At 65.2% G+C, this 21,568-nt stretch carries 1 protein-coding gene (running past one end of the window); it reads right to left on the reverse strand.

Going from position 1 to position 21,568, the window contains the following annotated elements; all coding sequences use genetic code 11:
- Nucleotides 1-21,526 carry the 5' portion of an IQM protein middle domain-containing protein gene (locus ON39_RS43695; protein ID WP_040743042.1) on the reverse strand. 15,320 nt of this gene lie to the left of the window's left edge, so 21,526 of the gene's 36,846 nt are visible here — the first part of the coding sequence; its start codon is at nucleotides 21,524-21,526; its stop codon lies off the left edge, out of view.
- Nucleotides 21,527-21,568: the final 42 nt, after the last annotated feature.

Raw genomic sequence — 21,568 nt, forward strand, 5'->3', positions numbered from 1 at the left:
TCCATTGTGGCAGTGCGGCGTTCGCCTCCGAGTCGACGGGGTACCCGCCGGGCATCGGCTGCCGGTGAGCGACGGTATCGGGTCCGGTTCCCTCGCCTCGGTCCGACCCGGCTCGGGTTGCGTCGATGAGGTTCAGGACGGCCTGACGGACTTTCGTGCTGGAGCCGGCATCGACGATGTGGGCCTGCTGGGGAATCCGCCACAGCGGCGTGGTGAGGTGCTCGATGTCCTCGGGAGTGATCTTGCGGATGGTGGCGGGTGCGGGCGCAGACGAGTCGGCGGGCTTGTCGGCCTCCGTGCGATAAGTGGGGACGTTCAGGCGGACAATGCCATCACTGCGGATCGGCTCCGGAGCGGCACCGTGGCTGTAGGAGATCTCCAGCCAATGCGTGACGGGAACGGTGAAGTTGTGCGTTCCGTCGGTCGGACTGATCAGCAGGTTGATCACGCCGGTGTCGAAACCGTGGGACTTGCCCTCCTCGTGCTGATACGAATGGATATAGCTCGGCGTGAAACTGGCGAGCAGTTGGCTGCGCTTCACGTCGAACGGATTGGTGATCGCTAGGTTGCCACCGCCACTGGGATTCCACCGGCCCGATGCTTTCCCGCTGTCCGTGCTGCCGGAGAAGATGAAGCCGACCGTGTTCTGTGTCTGGAACTTCGTCAGCACCCGGTCGTGGGTGACCCCCTCGTGCGGGTCGTCCGGCGATGTGTAGTGACGCTTGGTGACCAGCCGGACCGAAATGCGCTCGCTGCCATACCGATTCGGCTTCTCGAACCAGAGGAGGGTGCCTCCCTCCAGCTTTCTCGTCGCCTCGTCCACTTCGCCGTCGATCATCTCCAGCAGCGCCCCCTTCTGGGTGAACTGGGCGCGCAACTGCTCGAGGGCGACGATATTGTTCTCGCGCGCGGTCTCGAGCCGCTTCCTGCCGACCAGATCCAGTAGGCCCTCGTCATCGTGTTTGCTCGAGAGGAAACCGTTGTCGGACATGAACTTCTCGGCCAGGTCGATCAGCTGATCGGCGCCCTTGACCTCGACGGGCGTGGTATCCGGGCCGAGCTGCTGCAGATGCAGGATCTTCGGCGGCAGATACCGGACCTCCTCCGGTTCCGGTTTGTGACCGAGGGCTTCCTGCGGCGGTACCAGCATATTGATCGGGTAGGTCTTCCCGTCGGCCAGCGGCGTACCCGCCTCCGGCCCGAAGCGCTCGCCGTCTCGGACCAGAGTGATACGAACGGTCATGCGCGGCGTCGTGTGCAGCAGATCGTCGTGGAGCCGCAATGAGCGCATCGCCTGGGCTTTCCTGCCGTAGCCGAGGGATTGGCTGGACTGGTCGGACACTCCTCCTCGCACGGTGATCTGGCCGCCGCGGCGGGCATACCCGGTGTCGGGATCTTCCTCGCCCGCACCGAAGGTCATGGTGAACGCCGGGTGTGTACCGAGTTCGTTGGTGATCGTGGACTTGCCTTTCACGCCCAAATCCCGCGCCGTGTATGTCTCCAGGCCGAACTTCGTATGGGTGGGTCCGGTGAGTTCGGTACCACCGTCGAAGTCGACGGTGATCAGAAAGAACCCGAGCGATGCACCGGACGAATCCTGCCAGGACGGCGAGGCTATCGAGCCGCCGCGCATCAACGGGATATTGCCGAGAAAGTTCTCTTCCTTGAAGAACCGAGCCAGTTGGCCTGCGGAGTCCTCGGAGATTCCGGCGAGACGAGTACGGAACCCGGCTTTGACATCGGCGAGCAGATGGTCGATGTTCGGGATGCTCAGCGGCGCGTAGAACGGAACCTCCTCCACCGAGGGCGACGCGTCGGAGACGGAGCGGAACGGCGGGGGAATGGTCGCCGGATTCTTCGGATCGACCCGGGGCAGTTCGGTGCTGTCGGCCAAGAATTTCGGGAACCAGACCAGCAGACGGTCGGACGTGTCCACGGCGATATCGCGCCAGACCTTGGGCGTCTCGTCCGGCGCCAGGGGATCGTCCTTGGCTTCGTTGCGGCTGACTTGCCAGGTCATCGCGTAGTCGTACGGCAGGGACGGGCCCTTGTAGATCTTCTTGACGGTCGACTCGACCCCGGAGACGGACTCGACGTGTGTAGACAATTGGTCGTAGACGAGCGAACCCTGCGGCGTGCCGTCCAGGCTGCGCAATCCGCTCTCGTCCTGCGGCCATTTCAGGCCGTAGGAGCCCGACAGGGTCCGGAGGTTGTGTTCGCTGACGTTATTGCTGATGTGGGCCAGACCACGCGAATAGCGCCAGAAGGCGACCGGCGGTCCATTGCCGGGGGCATTGCGGTCGCCGACGGGCGGCAGTTGCTCCGGCGCCGGGCGGCCGTCGTGCAGGCTCAGTCGTATCGACACCGGGTAGCGGCGACCCCGATATGTCACGTCCAAACGCATCCCCGAGCTGGTGAACAGATTCGAATACTCGGCGCTCAGCAGCCGAGTGGTCAGCACCTGTTCGATTTCGGCTCGTAGCTCCTCCTCGGGGCTGTCCGCACCCGCTATCCGGCGGATCTGCTCGCCGAGTCGCCGCGCCGTCGATTCCGAGCGGTCCTCGCTGACCACGTAGTCGTAAATTTGCTCGACCAGCGACTGGACCGTCGTGTCCGGCACCGGCATGATCTCGACGAGCTCCTGGATCCCGTCGCGCCTGGAGCCGAAATCACGAACGATATAATTCGTAGCCGCTGGGTGCGGTGAAGACTCCTGCGGCGCAACACTTTCCGTAACCGTAGCTGCCTGCGGCTCGGTCTCGTCGGTTCGCGGTGCGGAGTTCTGTTCCGCGGGCCGGGTGGTCGGCTGTTCTTCGGTACCGGCGGGGCGGGGAACCGCGAGTTCGGGTGTCTGCGATTCCGCTTCGGTCACATCCTTGCCGGGGCTGCCCGCACCGATGCGGACGTCGCCGAGGGCGGCGGCACCGGTGACGGGGTAGCCGGGGACCGTGAAGGCCGCGCCGTGTGCGTTGCCGGAGGGCGGGTAGAAGAACACGGCGGCGGTGGCGTGGACGTCCGGCGGAGGTTGGAATGTCTTGACCGGCTGTTGGTTCCGCCCGATCGGCCCGTCGGCGCGTTCGACCGGAAGGTCCTCCTCGGTCATCGGGTTGTAGGCCCGGACCTGCACTCCCGCCGCTTTGTCCTTGGGGCCCACCGTGGTGTCCGCGGGGTTGATCGACCGGGTATAGAACTCGATGGTGTGTGCGCCGATGTTGTACTGGGCGTCGGGGGTTCGGTCGCCGAACACGACGCCCGCGACGTACCCTCGCCCGTACTTGCGCAGCTCATCGGCGATCACGGTGTAGTCGGTGAACTGTTGCAGCGGTTCGCCGGCCGCCTCCTCGAAGGAGCGCGCACTCATGCCCGCGAGACCGACCGGCGCCTCGGGTGGCCGCACCGGGTTGGCCGCGCCGAAGACCGTGTGGTTGAACGTCCGGTTCGCTATGCGCCGCAGCACGAGTTGCGCGCAGTCGTTGGTGATCGGTCGGGGATCCGGTGCGGCCGGCCTGGTCCAAGTCGGCCCGCCGCGTGGCACTTCGGGTTGTTCGACGGTGACGGTCGGGGCACGGCGATGAATCGCCAGGTCGCGCAGCGCGCCGGCCTTCAGGTTGTACTCGTACTTCGGGAGGGACCCGTCGAGCGCGGAGTCCACGACGTCGAAGGTCCGATCGCGCGTGACGGTGGCGACGGTGTCGTAGCCGGTGCCCCGGAATTTGAACAGCGTTCCTGGCGGAATATGGTCCCACGTATGCAGGCGGAATTCGCCTGTGGTCGGGTACTCCCTGAAGTTCGGGTATTGCTCGAGCAGTTCTTTCGCGGTCAGCTTGGTTTCGTCGTGGTCATCCTTCGCGGCATTCTCGAGAATGGCGCGGGCGCGGGCGACGGTCTGGGTTCGTATCCGGTGGGCGGCCGCCCGTGACCGTTCCACCTTTCCGGAGAGTTGCCAGACGATTCGCTTGGAGTCGGCCGGGATGCGTAGGCCTTGAGTCTCCAGATAGGCGAGCGCCAGGTCGTTCATGTGCGCATCGGGGATGTAGTGCCCGCTGTGATCGATGATCACCCGGATCACTCCGTCCTCGACCACTATTTCGCCCGCGGCACAGACGGTACGACCGCTCAGGAACGACGTGTGCTGGATGAGTCCACGGATCTTCTCACCGGCATACAGATTGCCGAATTCATCCATGACGAAAGCGGTGAACTTACCCTGCGGCGCATGGAAGGCGCGTCCGTCGCGGGCATGGTACAGCTTACCGTCGTCGGGGTTCACGAATATTCGATAGGATTCTCTCTCCGCATCGTCCATGTAGTGGACGGGCGTGAAGAATTCCGGCGCCGGACCCATGAAATCCCGCTGCACACCGGGTGCCATGGCGACCGGCCGCGACAGTGTTCTCGGGACGAACGGGCGAGGGTCGCGGGTGTACTTTCGCTGTCGTACCGCGCCGGTGAGCAGGGGCTTGGTCGGGCTCGCGATCATCTCGGTACGTCGCGGGGGGATCTTGTCCCGTGCGACGACTATCGGGGTGTTTCGGGCGGGCGGCAGGCCGGGGGTGACGACCGAGTAGATCTCGCCGGTCTCGGTGACACCGACCTCGTATACACCGTCCGCCGCGCGACGCACGAAGATGAACGGATGCCCGGGGGCGATATTGAACTGCAGTATGGGCGTGTCGCGGTCGGCGATCATGAAGTTCACCTGTTTCAGGGTGAACAACGCTTTGAAGGCGAAGTCCAGGCGTTTCGCGCCCACGGCTGAATTCCCGGATATTTCACCGCGACGCAAGGCTGCGATTTCGTTCTCCAGGAGCACTTCGCGCTGATTCGCGATGTATTGCCGGAATTGGAGACTGCCGGCGTCTGCCGCGTCTCTGATCTCATGTTCGATCAGGTCGCTCGTGATTTCGCGAGAATAGCGCGCTTTGTTCGCCGCAAGGTAATCGGCTATGTCGTTCAGAAGCTTCGTGCGACTGCGGTAATAGAAGATGTCGGACAGCGTGGCGGCCAAGGAATCCGAGCCGTTGTGGACCCGATGCCAGCGTGGCGGAACGGGATGGGTGACCCGGACGGTCTTCAGCGGGGTCGTGTCGAGAAGGTAGTTGAACTGCGCCTTGCTGACGATTTTCGTGCCGGTGCCCGCGGCCTGGACCGCGAGCTTCTCGTCCCGGCGAACAATCGCCGTCGTGGGTCCGGCGCCGGTATGGAAATGAATCTCCGTTCGAGTCTTGAACGAGTTCATCTGCACGATCGACTTGACGGAACTCTTCTCCCAGACCTGGTGGGGGACCGAGCTGGTCATCTTCGGCTGCACGACCCGCACCGTGTGGATTTGCCGGATTACGGCTTCTGAACCGGCCTGACGCCAGAAGTCGAGGGCGGGCCGCGTGCCGATCGGAAGGGTCGGCGGCCCGCCGGCCCACACCACGTCGACACGATGCCCCCCGAAAGAAGCGATGATCACTCCGAAATCGGTCTGCATGTACAGCTTGGTCAGGTCCGGGAACGCGGCGTCGGCGTATCGTGCGACGAACTCGGCCGTATCGAATGTGCTGGGCGGCTGGACAACTCGGACATCCTCGAGTCTCGCCGCGCGTCCTGACCCGGCACGGCTCCAGAAGCCGTCGACGAGGTGCGTCCCGATCGGAATGGGCGCGACGCGACGAGTCCCGGCGCCTGGCTGTTGCGAACTCGACGGCCCGGCCGCGTCCGTGCGCTGACGTCGGGGTGCCGGGGGTTGGCTGTCGTTCCAGCGCACCTCCACACCGCCGGCTCCGAAGACGGCGAGGAGTTCCCCCCGGCCGGTTTGTATGTACAGCCGCGTCCCGTCCGTGATCTCGCTGCCGCCGAATCTGTCGATGACATCGGCCATGGAAAGGGTCTCGTGCGGCCGGACGACACGTACCTGCCGGATCTCCTGCGCCGAACGCGCGGATTTGACGTGGTCCCAGAATTCGACGGAGAGGTGGTTCCCCGAGGGGATGGGGTCGTCGCGAGCCACCTCGACGCCGCCGTTCCCGAAGGTGGCGACGAGATTTCCGTCCCTGGTGTGCAGATACAGCTTCGTCCCGTCCAGATATTCGGCACGGTAGAACCGGGCGATGAATTCGGTCATGCCGTAGGTCATGTCGTAGCTGTGGGCGGGCCGGCGCGCGGCAGGGTTGGGCGCGGGTTGCCGCTGATTCGTTGGCGTCTGAACGGGTTCGGGGCCGGTGGGTCCGGCCTGGGTGCCGGGAGGCTCCTCGAGGCCGATGCGTGGTTCGGAGAGGTTCAGATGGACCTGGTCGGGGTCGATTCCTGCGTAGTGGAATTGGTTGCGGACCTCGTCGCGGAAGTCTTCGAATGTTCCGTCGCGGTGCAGGTCCAGCGCGGCGAATATCGCGTTGGCGCGGGTCATGCCGAAACTTTCGGGGTATGTTTCGGCGCCGAAGCCGACACCGGCCATCATCTGCTGGGAACCGGCGGGAGTATCCCAGTGGAACATGTCGATGTGGGCTTGCTGGAACTCGCGCAACCAGCCGATCACCCGGCTCACCGCGGCGAGGCCGAAGATGTATACGACGATGCCGTCGACGCGTTGCTCCGCTGGGCCGAAGGCTTTCACCTCGCCGACGCCCGGGAACCCGGCTGGGTTGTCCAGGACTTCGTGCACCAGGTGCGCGGTCACCGTGGACCGAGCGTTGCCCGTCGTGTTCACATAGATTTTGAACTTCGTGTAGTCCGTGGGTTGCTCGCGCGGTTGCCGGATGAAATGGACGACCGGGATGTCCTCCGGCACCCAGTTCCCGGCATTGCCGGGCGTAAGAGTGCCTACTTCCTCCATGTCGCCGCGCTGGGCCCGGCCGGGTGGGCGCCGGGCCAGGATTTGCACCATGTCGTTCAAGAAGGCCTGTGCGTCGGCAGGCGGGTCGCCCGCACCGAGCATCAAGTACGCGTTGTAGACCAGGTCCGCGTCCTCGACGTGTTCGCGCTGATCCCAGAGGAGAGAAAGAAAATCCGCCAGATTCTCCTGCGACACCGTGGGGAGCGGAAACCCGTTGCGCAGATAGGTGGGCGCCCGCAACTCGCGCAAGTCATCGAACGTCAGGTCGGGCCATATCGGCAGCAATGAGGCGTACAACTGGTTCAGCGTGCGCGGCTCGTCGAACAGGTTGTCGAATTGTGCGGCGGCGCGGACAAGTGCCGACTCCGACCGCTGCGTGGTGGGCGGTATCGCGAGCCGGCCTCTCGACAACGCCGGTTGCGCGCTCTCGTAGCCGGTTGTGTCCGGTTGGGTGCCGCTGAGGCCGAAACGTTCTGTGGGATCAGCGGGTTTGGGCGTGAGGTGTGTGGTGGGTGGGATGGGTTGGTTGTCGAAGGTGTAGAGGATTGCGCGGGTGTGGGAGAGTTCGCGGGGGGTGCGGGGCGGGAAGGGATGGTGGCGACGTAGTGCTCGGTCGTGAATGGTGATGGTGCCGTGGGTGTTTCGCATGACGTAGGCGTGGGAGCCGATGCCGTGACGGTTGGGGCCGCCGCGGTAGGCGTCGACGACGAGTGCTTTGTGTCCGTGGCCGAGTTCGAGTAGTCGGTCGGCGATGTGTTGGTGGTTGCGGAATTGTTGGAGTAGGTCGGCGGCGTGGTGTTCGAGTTCTGCGCGGGTGCGTCCGCCCAGGCCTGCTGGTGTTGCGGGGATGGTGACGGGTGTGTTGGTGGTGTCTCCGTCGCTGAGGAGTTCGGTGAAGGCGAGCCGGACACAGTCGTTGCCGCGGACGGTGACCGCTTGTCCGGGCGAGAAACCGATCCGCGCCGGGCTATCGGGCGCGTAGTGCGAACTGCTGCCGTCGCCGGCTGCCTGGGGAACGACGCCGTTCAGTCGGCCCGCGATCGCGGTGACGGCGGATTCATCGACCATGCCGAAGTAATCATTGCGGGCGACGCCGACGGCCCGCGTGACTCGGTTGGCGAAGGTCTCGCCGGGAACAGTTTCAATGAACTTTTTGAGCACCGCTGTGCCCGCCTTCTGCACGGGGCGGACATCGAGCGCTGGGTCGGTACCTTGCCGATACCCCTCGATGTAAAGTTCTTCCGCTATGCGTCTGTACGACAGCACGATCCCGAGGTCCACTGCTGCGGCAAAGTACGCGAGAACCCTCTGCTGCAAATTCGACAGCACGAACACCGGTGGCGGGGGCGGGAGTGCGTCGATTACGGCTTGGTCGAGGAGCCCGAGCGTCCGCGCCCTGGCCACAGCTTCGCTGCGTACGCCTGGCATGCCCGTGATTCCTAGTTTCGAGTATATTCGCTGCAGCAGATCGATAACTCTTCTGGTGTAGCTATCGTACGAGCCGATGCTACGCAGATGTTCAGCAATTTGATTGTTACGGTAGCCTTTGGCGACATAATGCAGGTAGGTAACCTCTTCCGGTGTGAGTGCGACGCCGGGTACCGGTAGTGAATAGATGGAATTCGATTCGGTGGTACCGAGCTGGTAGCCATGATCAGGTTGATGCATAACGAACCAGGTGCGTTTACCGGGCGCAGGTGCCGTGATGAGGTTGTGTCGAGCGATGCCGGGCTGGATGACCACCAAGTTGGTACGGGTGAATTCGGCGATGATGTGCAGAGCGAAGGGGAGTCCGTCATGGGTGGCGGAGCGATTGTCGGTGAAACGGCCGGTGCGTATCGCCTCGATTTCGTTTCGGAGGAGTTGTTCGCGCTCGCGGTGCACGCGGTCATAGAATTCTTGGGCACGAGCCGATTCGACGTCGATCGTGGTGTCGCCGCGGAACAGCGGATCATTGAGGAAGGCCTGACGGCGTTCGGTTTCGTAGGCTTGTTCGGCGTCGAGATAGTCGTTGGTGATGCGGGGAACGTAGTGGTGATAGTTCGCCTCGAGATGCTGGGCGAGTTCATCACGCAGTCGCTGACGGTCGCCGTTACTCGGTATCAGGACGGAGAACGGGTCGTGATCGAGGGGAACCCAGTGTGGCGGTGCTGGTTCGAGGATGGTGACGTGCGGAGGGGCGTTCGGGTAGGTGCCGAGACGGGCGAGGAACTGCACCTTGTCGAGGATGTGCGGCGCCGCGTCGGGTACGTGCGATTCCACGTCACCGTTGGCGTGCAGAGTGGCGGTGGTTCCGTCCGGGAGATGCAGTTCGGTGCCGGGCAACAGGTTGTTCTGCTGCAGCCGGTGGCCTAGATCGGTGACGGTGAGCTGGACGACCGGAGCGGTCGCGTTCGGCGATGGCCTGCGCACGATCGCGACGGTGCCGGGGAAGGCGCGGATATGGGTGTCGAGCAGATTCAAGGCGTCGCGGTCGTAGTTTGCGAGCCCTTCGGGGCTCGCGCCGGGATAGTGCGTGGTGAATCCGCCGTCGGGGGTCACGGTCAGGCGCAGCCTGGTGACGGTGTCGGTGAGGTAGACGCGGGTGCCGGGCGGGTAACTGAGGAGCCCACCGTCGGCGACCCGGTTCATGGCCATCTCCTGGGCGATATGCGCGACGAGTCGATCGGGGTCGTGGAAGACCTGGTAGGCGCTCGCGTCGTCCTGTTCGGGCCCGAGGCCGATGTTGCCTTCCTCGTCGATTCGGGGCGGCAGGAAACTCCATTCCCGGGCCACCTGTAGCAGTTCGGTGACCTCGGAACTCTCCGTTACTCTGAATGTTGCGAACAGTTCGCGTATACGCTTTCTGGCGGTCGGGGCGGAAATTCTGAGTTCTCTGGCTATCGCAGGCGCGTTGGGCGTCCGCGGTCGAGCGAGCCGGACGAGTACACTCATGTGCTCGTCCGTGAGCGACACGTATGTATTCGATTCGGGATCGAACCCGATATACTCGAAATCCAGATCACCCGGCATCGGGTGAGGAGGGAGCAGTCCCCATGCGCGCGCCGCTCGCACGGCTCCCAGTATGTTGACGTTGTTGTCGGCAGCGGATAGTTTCAGTTTCTCGTAGATAGTCAGGAGGCGGGCCCTGACCGAAATTTCAGAGCTTCGGCGAGCTCCGGCCGCCGCCAGCTCGTGAAAGACATCTTTGCGGCTTTTGCTCTCCATGGTGGGTTTGCGCAACGAAAACCGTTGTAGGAGATCTATTTGGCCGGACGAGAACGATTCCACCTCGCCTGTTGCGGGATTGCGGGCGAATTTCTCATAGTCCACGTCGCCCAACTCCGGGGTTCGTGCCAACAATCCCCAGGTTCGAGCCGTGTGCGCTATGCCGGCCAGGGAACGGTAGGGCACGTGCAATTGTTCCGACAAAAGTTCGGCCCGCCGCTTCACCTCCCTAGAGTCACCGCCCGATCGAAGCTCCCCGGCTATATCCGCATATTGCTTGGATTCCATTCCGGCGGCGAGTCGTGAAATACGGGACAGTAGATCGACATCGCCGGGCGCGAACGGCACGGGCGCGCCGGTCTGCGGGTTTCGGCCGAAGTATAGATGGTCCGCATTTCCGGTCGACGGGTACGGTCGCGACGCCGCCGCGTCCTGGCCGACGGCGATCACCTCGACTGCTCCCACGCTCCGCAAATGTTGCCGCAGTTCCGCCACCGGCACCGTCGAGCCCGACTCATCGATCTGGAACAGACCGTCGGGAAGCAACAGCGCCCACGCCACGCGCTGCCCGTCCACCGACGGCTCGCGCCACGACAGCCGGGTTCCCGCACCGAAACCGCCTTCGTCCAGCTCGAACAACAGACGAGCCGTCTCCCACACGCCAGGCATCCCCTCGGCCGGGCCCGGCTGCACCACCCGAACCACACTTCCGCCGCTCAGTGCCGGCCACCCCGTACGCAATCCTTCGCGGAACATGTCGGGACCCACCACTACCTGACCGCTGGCGCCGTCGACATCCCCCGCGCCCACCAGCCGCACCACCGGTCCCTCCGCCGAACTCTCCACCGCCCCTACGAAACCGACTCCGCCGGCGCCATCGATGAATTCGAACGTGGTTCCCACCGGGAAATCGACCGCCGAGAACTTGTCTCGGAACGTGCTCCAGCCGAACACGTCGACCCGATGCCCCGGGCCTACCTCCGAAAGCTTCTCGGACACAAGGTTTTCCAGGGGAGCGAGCGGGTCGGGGCCGACGCGGACCTGGTCATATGTTTCGCCGGGAGCCGGTAATCCGGGGAGCGGCGATGTGGGCGTGGTGTTACCGTCCCGGTCGACGCGCGTGGCGGACCCATCGAAAAGGTCGCGGAGCACGTAGTTTTCGGGTCCGTCGAGCGGCGGGACGGCAGGCGCGGGGTGGTGTAGGCCGTACGCGCCCGGGCCGCTCATGCCGATCGCGCTGAACTTCGGCAGGTGCCGGAGGTCGACCGCGAGGATGCCGCCGCGCGGTGGGATGGTGATATTCCACGGTGGGTCTACGCGATTCGGATCGGGCGACCAGCGGGTGTCTCGAGGGCCTCTCCGCTCTTTGACACCGTCCGGAAGAGTGCGATACCAGGTTCCGTCGGGTGTTTTCCGAACTCTGAGACCGGTCGGGTGGAGATAGTGCCATGTTCCGTCGGGGGTCTTGAGAGTGGTGTGTCCCTGTGCGGTGATGCCGTACTCGGTGCCCTGGTGCAGACGGTAGTGGGTGCCGTTGGAGCGGATGCCGTATTCGGTGCCGTCATCGGCTATCCGGTATCGGGTTGTGCCGGAGACGATGCCTCGGTAGTCGTATTCGGTTTTGGTGACATAGTTTTCGGTGCCATGCGGGTCCAGCCGGTATTCGATGCCTGCGGGCGGGACAGGGTACCGACCGTGATTGTCGTGCGGATTCTCCAGGAGCAGACGCGCCGGTGCGCCAGTCGTGTCGTGCTCGACACCCAGCACGGTATAGGCGTGGCCCGGCTGTAAGCCCGGCACCGCTTGCGGATCCACACCGTCCTTTCCGAACAGGTAGGTCGCCACCGCCATCGTGGTGTCGCGCCGCTTCGCCCACTCGATCATCTCGCTGATCGACCGGCCCGCGACCTCCGCTGATCTGACGGACAAGACCCGATCCTCCGGCGCGACGCCGTAGATTTCCCGGAAATACTCGGTCAGCGCGTCCTTTTCGAGTTCCCACTGCTGCGGGTAGAGCGTGTCCAGGTATCGGCGGAAACCCGCGGGGGAGCGCAAATCCTCGGTCTGCTCGAACTCCTGCCACGCGTTTTCGTACGCCACCGGATCGTTCTGATGCAGGGCCATGAGACGGTTTTCCGTCGTATCGCGCAGCTCCTCGTGCCGCACTCGCCATTCCTCGAAGGATTCGCCGAGCGCGCGCGAGAACTCGAAGTCCGGCTCGAGCGGCACGTCGGCGGGGATGTCGGAGCGCACCCGGTCACGGGCGAAATGAGCGCTCACCAAGTCGTGCAGGGTATCGACGTCGAACCGGAGCGGATGCAGGATGTCGAAATTGTGCACATGGTGGACGGGCTGCCGGAGGACTCCGCCCTCGGCCAGGTGGAATCCCTTGCCGAGACGTGCCGCGGACTGGCCGAGGAACAGCTGATCGATGGCCAGGTAGCCGTCGCCGTTGCCGAAGTGCTGTGCGAACGCCTTCTCGATCAGAGTGGCCCACAGGGGTTCTCCGGGTCGGTGGCGGACGAAGTATCCGGTCTCGGTGCCCGGTGTGACATAGACCGTTTTCTCGACCCGCACCCATACCGGGCGGGTGACGCCGTTGTCGTCGTCGAGCAGCCGGACGAAAACGGTGCCGTCGTTGTTGTCGTGCAATGTCTCGACGATCGAGTCCGGATCGTTTTCGGCGAGCCATTTGAGATCGGCCAGCAGCGCGCAGTCTCCGGCCTTACCCTGGCGGACCTCATGCGGCTTGGGCTGAGGGCGCCCGTCGCTGCCCTGTCCGAACAGCGGATCGTCATGCCGGGGCGCCAAGCGCGGCAGTTCCGGAACAACGGTGGGCGGTGCGTTGATGCGAACCCATCTCGGCTGATTCCGGAATTTCATCCATCGCCACGGTCCGAACCCGTGCGTCATCACGACAGGGGTCTCGTGCCACACGAACGTCGGGCTCACTCGATTGTCGGCGTCGAAGGCGAGGAATCGGTTTTGGCCGCCGGGTATATCCCAACTCAGCGCGCCGTGGGGGCCGTTGGGGTCGCGTTCGAAGGTGAACCCCGCGCTCAGATCCTCGAGTAGGAACCGGGCCGGTTGGTTGGGCAGCGAGATTATGTAGTAGTCGGGTCCCGCGCCGTGTCGCTCGACCAATTGGGCCGGAACCCGCACGCCGGTGGCCGGAAGCCGCTCGACTCGGCCGTTGTGATCGACGATGGTGATAAGGTCCGCGCTGCCCGCGGGTCGTGGAAGTCGCACTGCCACACCAGGAGTCGGTATCACTCGTTCCCGTTGTGCCGGTGTGAGGTTGGGCAGCAGCTGGCTGTGCCGCAGTCGCGGTGCCCGCAGGCCGCCCTCGGTGAAACGCTGCCGTGGAATGTGGGTCGGGCCGTCGAGTTCGGCTTCCTGCTGCTGACGCAGCACGGAATCGAAGACGAGCTCGGGACGCGAATGCTGCTGTCGCACCGGGCTCTCCTGAGTGTCGGCCGCCGACGGCGAGGTCTGCGCGACGGAGGGGCGGCCATCGGTCGTAACCTGGCGTGTGGGCGGGGCAATGGCCGGGCCCTCGACGCGGGGGGATGGTGAGCGGCTGGAACCTGTTGTCGCCGAGTCCGTATCGGCCGCAGGAGGAGCCGACGGTCGCACCGCGCCGTCATCGCGGGACGACGATGCCCGCGCCGCGGCGTCGCCCTGGATGTACGGCTGTCCCGTCTCGCCCGAGGCGGTATCGGGGTAGGTCAGATCGTGGTACGGGTCGGCTACTCGTCCACTGGGAGCGGTGCCGTCCCCCAGCCCCGAGCTCGCGGGTCCCGCACCACTGCGAACTGCGTGTTCTGCCCGCAAGCGTGTGTCGTAGTCCGCGCGCAATCGCGCGATTCGCTCGGAACGCAGCTCGGGCTCGATGATCGCCAGAAGCTGCCTGATCTCGTTGTCGCCCAATTGGCCGGTGACTTCGATACCCTCCCGCTCGCAATGCGCGCGAGCAATCCTGGTAACGCTGGACCGGCTGATTCCGGCGACCTCCGCGATCTGCTTGGTTGTGAGTCCGGCGGCATAGCCTTCGGCGATGTCTCGCTCGTGGAAACTCAGCGAGGGTGGCGATGTTATCTTTTTCAGATCGTCGCGTGTCAAAACTCCGTGGTCCAGGGCGTTCTCGCGGATGGCCGCGGCGGACGTCGCCCAATCGTCGGCGTCGATATCGACCTCGAATATCTTGCCCAACTCTCGGATATACTTCGAGGACCAGTTATTTTTGCCGAGTGCGTCGTCGATCTGTTCAGGGCGATAGCCTTTCGCGACGTACGGTAGAACGCTCTTTTCCTCCGGTGACATATGCTTGGACGGGTGGGGCACGTTCGCTCTGATCCGGACAAATTCTGGGTCGGTACGCAGCCTTTTCAGCGCCTCGGAGATCGGCATGTTGCCCAATTGGCCCATTATATCTCTGTGTCTCGTGTTCACATTCGACCTGTAGATTCCCAAAGCCCGCGCTATCCGTGTTTTGCTGTAGTCGGCATCGAGGTGAGCGAGTAACAGCTTCTTGCTCCGAATAAGCCTGGGCATGGCGGGAAGCGATGTCGTCGTGGAGTCGGACCGCGGAGATTCCGGGTTCGTTTCTGGCGTGGCCGGGGAGGCGATCTCGGGTGTCGGGATGGTAGGGATTGGCGAGGTGGCGGTGTCGATGGTGGGGCGTTCGATGAATGCTGTGGTGACGTTGCGGTGTGGAGCGGTGATGTGGTCGCGGACGAGTTGGATGGCGTCGTCGCCGGTGAAGACGGGTCCGTCGTGCCGGGTGTCCGGATTGGTGAGGGAGCGGTATTGCGGGCGTAGGCCGCCGTCTTCGGTGACGGTGAGTCGGAGTGTGCCTTCGTCGTCGCCGAGGTAGATGTGGGTGCCGGGCGGATAGCTGGAGTTCTCGACCCCGGCGAATCGGATGATGCTCAGTTCCGCGGTGAGTTCGGTGAGGAACTGTGCGATGTCGTGGAAGTAACGGGTGCTTCCCTCGGCGGGATCCCACTGGGGCGTCAGATCGGGTAGGAGATCCTGGGTGTTCAGGGTGTGTGCGGAGTCGAAGTCTGTTTCCGTCGTATCCGATTCGAGCGGAGGTGGAGCTGAGGGACGCACGGCGCTGCCGTCCCGAGACGGCAATGCCTGCGGCGCAACACCGCTCTGGGTGTACGGCTGCCTCGGCTCGCTGCGGGCGGTCTCTGGATATGTCGCATTGATGTAGGGGTCAACCGCCGGCCCTCTCAGAGCAGTAGGCGCTGCGTTTTCGACGCCTATGCGGCCGAAGGTGGGTTTGGGGACCGTGGGCTCGATTATCGAGCCAATGCGCTCGGGCGCGCCGGAGCGGTTGGGCGACAAGGAATTTGCTGAGTCGAACGACGGCACCATCGGCGGCGAACCCCGAGTCGTATTCGGCGAGCCCTCCTCCAGGCGGGAGGCGGGCGAGTTGTCCTCTCCGCGAGAGGAGTGCCTGTCTTCTCCCTGGGAAGTGTTGGGCGCCTTGCCTTCTCCCTGGGAGATGTTAGGTGTCCTATCCTCTGCACGAGAGGTATCCGTCGAGCTGTCCTCCCGCCGAGGCACATCACCACCATCGCGTATATCGCCGGATTCATCGGAGCCCTCCGGCTTCGGCGTGACCACCTGCTCTTCCGGAAGCTGAACTGCGGGCGGCGGGCTGGTGAAGTCCATGCCCGGCGGAGCCTGCCCGAGGTTGTCGAGTCCGGACAGGCCGGCCAGCGGCGGGGTGTAATCCTGCCGGCTCGCGCCTCGCCCGGAGGAGAGCAGGTGGTTCTCCACGACGCGTTCGAGGTGGGGCGCTGTCTGCTCGCGCAGGTTCTGCTCGGCTTGCCGGACGGCCTGTTCGGTCTCGTCCATTCGCGCACGGGTCTCCGGAGTGTCGTGGACCCGGTTTTCGGCGACCGCCTCGTCATGCTCCTTGGTGGAGTTCATGTATCGGACGACTTGCTCGCGCACGCCGTGGTCGGCGACCGGGCCGTGGTAGTCCTCCGGCGACAGAAACCGTTGGAAGCTGCCGGGGTACCCGCCGTTGTCGTGATCGTCGCCGACGCCGCCGCGTTGTGCGCGACCGCGAATCTGGATGTGTGTGCGTTCGCCGTAGGCCGGTCCGCCGCTGGAGAGGACGGCGGTGCCGCCGAGTGCGACCGATTCGGGGGTGGGTTTGGGGCTGGCGCCGCGTGCGTCGGCTTTGTGTCCGAAGTGCGCGCTGCCGGGCGCGCCCCACTCCTTGGTCTGCTTGTTGGCCAGTAGTTCAGCTTCGACGCCGTTGCCGTTGAGTTCGTACCAGCGTGCGTCGCGTTTGGTGTAGTTCAGTTTGATCTCGTCGGCCACCGGTAGTCCGGCGGCTTCGGCGGCGGCCCGGACTTGCTCGTGGGTGATCTTGTCGAGCCAGTCGGTGACGCCGAACTCCTCGGGGCGCTTGTCTTTCCAGGAGTTGAGCGCGATTTCGTCGGTGACGCGTCCGTCGTCGCCGCGGATGATGCGTACCTCGTCGCCGGCGATGTCGCGGTTGTCGGTCATGACCACCCAGTGCGGGCGGCCACGCTGCTTCGCGCCGACGACCTCGCCGTTGTCGCCAAAGATGAACTCGATTTCCCCGTCCGGTTTGACGAGACTGTCGAATATCGATTGGCCCATCGCTTCGAGTTTGCCCTCCCGCGACCGGAAGATCGCGTCGGGAACGTCGTTGATCTTGTCTTTGTAGAAGTTGGGGACCTCCGGTACGGGTCCGATGCCGTGGCGGTCGTACAGGACGTCTTCGACTTGTTTCAAGGTTCCCGAAACCCCGGAGGGTGAATGCAGATAGCTGCTGCCGACGAGTTGGTCGAAGCCCAGATACAGCGTGCCCTCGGGGTGGTTGGCCCGCACCGGCACCCCGGCGAGGACGTCGAGGAATTGCCCGACCCCTTGCAGCCTGTTCTCGCGTACGTCGGTGCTGCCCTTGGAGCGATCCACCATGAGTTGGTCGGTGGTATTCGAGGCCAGCAAACCCGTGCGGCCGGTGTCGCCGGGGTTGTCGGGATCAAAGGACTTGATCCAGTCACTGCCGCGTCGCTGACCCCAATTCGCCAGTGCCGCATTCTGATACAGCTCGGCCTCGTCGGCGCGTACGGGTTCGCCGGGGACGCGATTGAGCTTCTCGATCGCGGACTCGGTCAGGGTGGCCCGCCACATGCCGCGGGTGAACTGTGGTTTGGCGAAGTCTTCGGGGGTGAGGCCGTGCAGTTTCTCCGCGGCGAGCACCCGGTACATGACCTGTTCGATCCGGTGTGCCACCTCGGGGAGTTCGTCTTTCCCGCCGCCGGGGGACAGGACGGCTTCTTGGCCGTCGAACATGGCGGCGTCGAACTCGTCGCCGGTGTAGATACCTTTGGGGAACGGCTCGAACTTCTCCTCGACCTTGTATTTTTCCAGCACCGAGTCCAGGCGCTGTTTCATCTCGTCGAGGTTGGGCCTGTCGTTGTTGAGCCAATCGCGCAGCTCGTTGACCTCCTTGACGGGCGCTCCGGCCGCGGCGATCCGGTCCAAAGCTCCCTGCGCCTTGCGCAGCGCCGCGAACAGGAAGTCCTCTTTGGTTCCGATGATGATCCCGCTCTCGGGCATCGGTCCCTCATCGGTCATCCGCGACACCGAAATCGGCAGGTCTCCGAATTTCGAACCCGTGAACGTCTTGACCAGCTCGACCATCGAGGACACCAGATTGTCGCTGCTGGTCGTCCCGAACGCGGTGCCGTGCTCGATCGCGTCGGTGACCAGCCGCATTGCCATCAAGAGCTCTTTACCCTGACCGGTGCCCAGATTGCCGACCCGCAGCAGATAGCCGAGCATCTGGTTCTCGCGGGGAATCAGTCCCTCCGGGTGCGTCATCCGCACGAACTCCCGCATATGTGCCAAGCGCTCTTCGGGCGTGCCCTCCGCGATGATCTTCCGCAGCTGCTCACCGGACAGGGGCACCGACACCGGATCGTCGGGCCGCCGCTTCGACAACAGCTCGTGCTCGTAGGTCGACACCGCGTCCAGCACATCGCGCGCCGCCGCCATCCGCTTGTCCACGATCGCCTTGAAGGCCGGGCCGCGTTCGGCGAGCCCGGCGTCGAAGGCGGCTTTCTCCGCCGCGCCGGCCTGCCGCAGGAGCTGCGTTCGGTCGCGGATCACCTCCTGCCCGGCCGTCGCGAGCTCGTCGCGGGCACCTTGGTAGGCGGCGGTGTCGTGGTCGAGCTGTTGTTTCAGTTCCGCCAGCGACACTTCGGCCCGCGTGGCCGAATCCCGGTGGCCGAACTCGTCTTCCAGTGTGCGCACCCGCTGCGCTATATCGGCCCGGAACTCATCGCCGTTCCCGATCACTCGCGCGGACTCGGTGCTGGGGGCCGACTGCGACTGCAACCAGCGCATGAATCTGGTTGCGTTGCTCGGCTTCTCGTTCGGTTCGAGCGACCACCGTCCGGCTCGGCCTGCGTCCAGGGTGGCGCTGTGTTTCGAGGCGGCCTGCAAGAGCGCCTCGCGCTCGATCAGCTCGGTGCGCAATCCTTGTGCGCGCAGGTCGATATCGCGGCGCAACCACGCGAGATGCTCCGCGCGTGGCTCGGAGGCGCGGGCTTCGGCGTCGTATTCCCGGCGCGCCAGCACCAGGCCCTGATTGGCTTGGCGCACCCGGTCGTGGGCCTTGGTGATGCTGCTGACCAGCTCCTTGTCCGCACGCGCCTCGTGATTGGCCGCCGCCGCGTTGTAGGCGTCGCGGCTTCGCTCCCACTGCTGGCGCGCATCCCGGAAGCTCTCGCTCGCCCCGGTCAACCGTTCGGCGGTGGCGGCGTACACGGCGGCGGCTTCCCGGTCGGCCACCACGATGGCGTGATCCGCCTCGGCTCGCAACTGCGCGTACCGGTCGTCGACCGCCCGGTCGATCGCGGCGTCGTGCGCGGCCCGCGCCTCTTCCAACTGCGCCGCGGCCTCATCGCGCATCTCGCGCAGCGTGGTCGCGGCCGCGCCGTCCTTCGGCGATTGTTCGTGCTCGACAAGGCGGCGAGCGTCTTCGAACTCCGCCTCCGCGGTCCTCAGCCGTTCCCGAGTCTCCGTCACACCCGGATCGTGAGTCAGCTCTTCCCGCAGGCGGTTTCGGAGCTCCACGGCGCGCCGGTCCATCGGCTCGTCAGCCGCCGATCGGACGGCCCGGCTCGGATCGGCATCCTCCTGGCCCACGCGGCGCGGTCCGTCGCCGTTGCGATCGAGGCCCGCGGGGTGATCGCCGAGGCCCTCGGTGCGGGGCGGCACGGGGTGATCACCGCCGGCATCGAGGCGGGACCGCTCCGAGTGATTACCGCCGACCTCGGGGCGAGACTGGGCGGACACGCTGCGATCCACCGACGCATCGCGGGATGCCGAACTCGCCGCCGGTGACTGCTCTTCCCGGCCGGCCGGACTCCGCTGCCCAGCCGAGCCGGACTCGTTCTGCGCGGCCGTGATCCGGGTCTGCGAACCCTCGTCCGGCCCCCGCGAGGCGAGCGGCACACCCGACCGGCCGCGTACCGGCTCGCTCTCCGGCGTGGTTGGGCGAGTGAGGATTTCGGAGGTCCGGCTGCCGGTGCCCGAAAGCCCGTCCGCGCCCCGGACCCGGCTCGGCGAGTCCGAAAGGCCGTCGGAGAACGAGGCTCTCGACGAGGGTCGCGACTCCGCCTGATTGAGTGCGGGTTCCTGCCTGCCCGAAGCGGGTGCGGTCGACTCGTCCGGAAGACGGGTGACCGAGCCGTGCGCGGCGGACTCATTGGTGAGGTGCGTAACTGTGCCGTTCGCGTCGGACTCACCAGCGAGGCGGCTGGGCGAGACGCGCGAATCGGACTCTCCGGAGAGGTGGGTGGCCGAGCCGCGTGCGTCGGATTCACCGGAGAGGTGGGTGGCCGAACCGCGTGCGTCCGACTCGCCGGAGAGGTGGGTAACCGAGCTTCGCGTATCGACATCGCCGGAACTCCTTGCGTGCGAGACGGATTCGCCCGATCGATCCGATACGGACGCACCCCTCTCCGTCGACTGTCCAGCGGCAGGACGGATGTCGTGCGAACCTTGCGGCGCAGGCGACGACGCGCGGGATACTGGTTCGGACGAGGAATCGAACCCGCGCGTGACCGGCGGCGGCGCGCTGGACGATCGGCTCCCGCCGTTCGAGGCCGACGACACCGGCGCGTGCGAGACGGACCCGTCGCCGCCGCTCGACAGAGGAGAGACCGGGCGGGGCTGTACCACGCTCGCCGCCGAGATACTGCCCGTGCGAACCGATGTCGGTCGAGCCGGGGAGTTCCCGTCGTGCACCGAAATCGGCGTGGAGCGCGGCCCGGACGATCCTTGCTCGGAAACGCGTGCCCCACGCGAGGATTCGGCCGAGGATCGGTCGTTGCCGACCGACGTTATGCGGGTGGGATTTTCGTTGTTCGCGCTACCGTTCGTATGGTCGGCCACGGCCCCCGAGCCGTTCCCGCCACCCTTCTCCGACACCGAGTGAATCGAGCTGCCGTCGGAGATCGGCAGGCTGGTCGAGGAGTTGGTCACCGATTTGAGGTTGACCATCGCTTCGGCGCGGGCGTGTCCGATAGAGCCGTGCAGCCCACCCAGGATGCCGCCGCCGGCGGCGCCGGCGAGCATCGCGGGATCGAACTCCCATTGCCCGGTCAGCGCCCCGCCGGTGACGAAACCCGCTCCCGCACCGACCAACCCGCCGGGAATACCCGAGGCGATGGCGATACCGCCGGATTTCCACCAGGTCATCGCATCCCGGCCCACCCAGTTGGCCAGGCCTTTACCGATCACACTGGACACGGGCGCGGCGACCGCGCCGGAGACACCGCTCACGGCACCGGCGATCATTATCCGTTTGAGATCGAAGCCGTCGATATGGCCTTTCTCTTTTTGGATGCCTTCGACCGCGACTTCGGTGAGCAACCCGAGCGCGCCTTGGACCCCGCCGCTGATGGCTGCCAGTTTCCACAACGGCATCGCCGCCATCTTGGCGGCGTGGTTGACCAGGAACTCCAAGCGCGTAGCCAGGGTGCGGCCGATGACGGCCATGACCCCGGCGGTCTCGGCCTGCAGGGCGGGGATGACGGCCGCGCCGAACCAGGTGGTGAGGGCGTAGGCGATCTCGGCGGCCAGGATGGCCAGGGTGATGATGACCTGGAGTTTGGTGTGCTCGATCTCCGCGCCCATGTCGTGACAGGACTTGCCGACCTGGCGCATGTTCTCGATGAGTTTGGGGATGGACTGATCCCCGGCGAAGAACTTGTCGAACTGGGCCTTCATCTTGTCCGCGCCGTCGCCGGAGTAAGCGGCCGTCGCGGCGTTACAGGCGGCGTGCAGCAGATCCAGCGCACCCTCGAGGGTTTCCGCGCCGGCCTTGTAGTCCTCGTCGAGGGCGAACATCTTGTCCTCGTCGCCCTCGGGCCATGCCGCGCCCGCCAGATAACTGAGCCATTGCAGGCCGGCGGGCATCTCGATGCTCATCGGCCAGCGCTCCCCGCGCGCCCAGAGCGGTCAGGCATCGGC

The sequence above is a fragment of the Nocardia tenerifensis NBRC 101015 genome (genome assembly GCF_000308715.1).
GTDB classification, from domain to species: domain Bacteria; phylum Actinomycetota; class Actinomycetes; order Mycobacteriales; family Mycobacteriaceae; genus Nocardia; species Nocardia tenerifensis.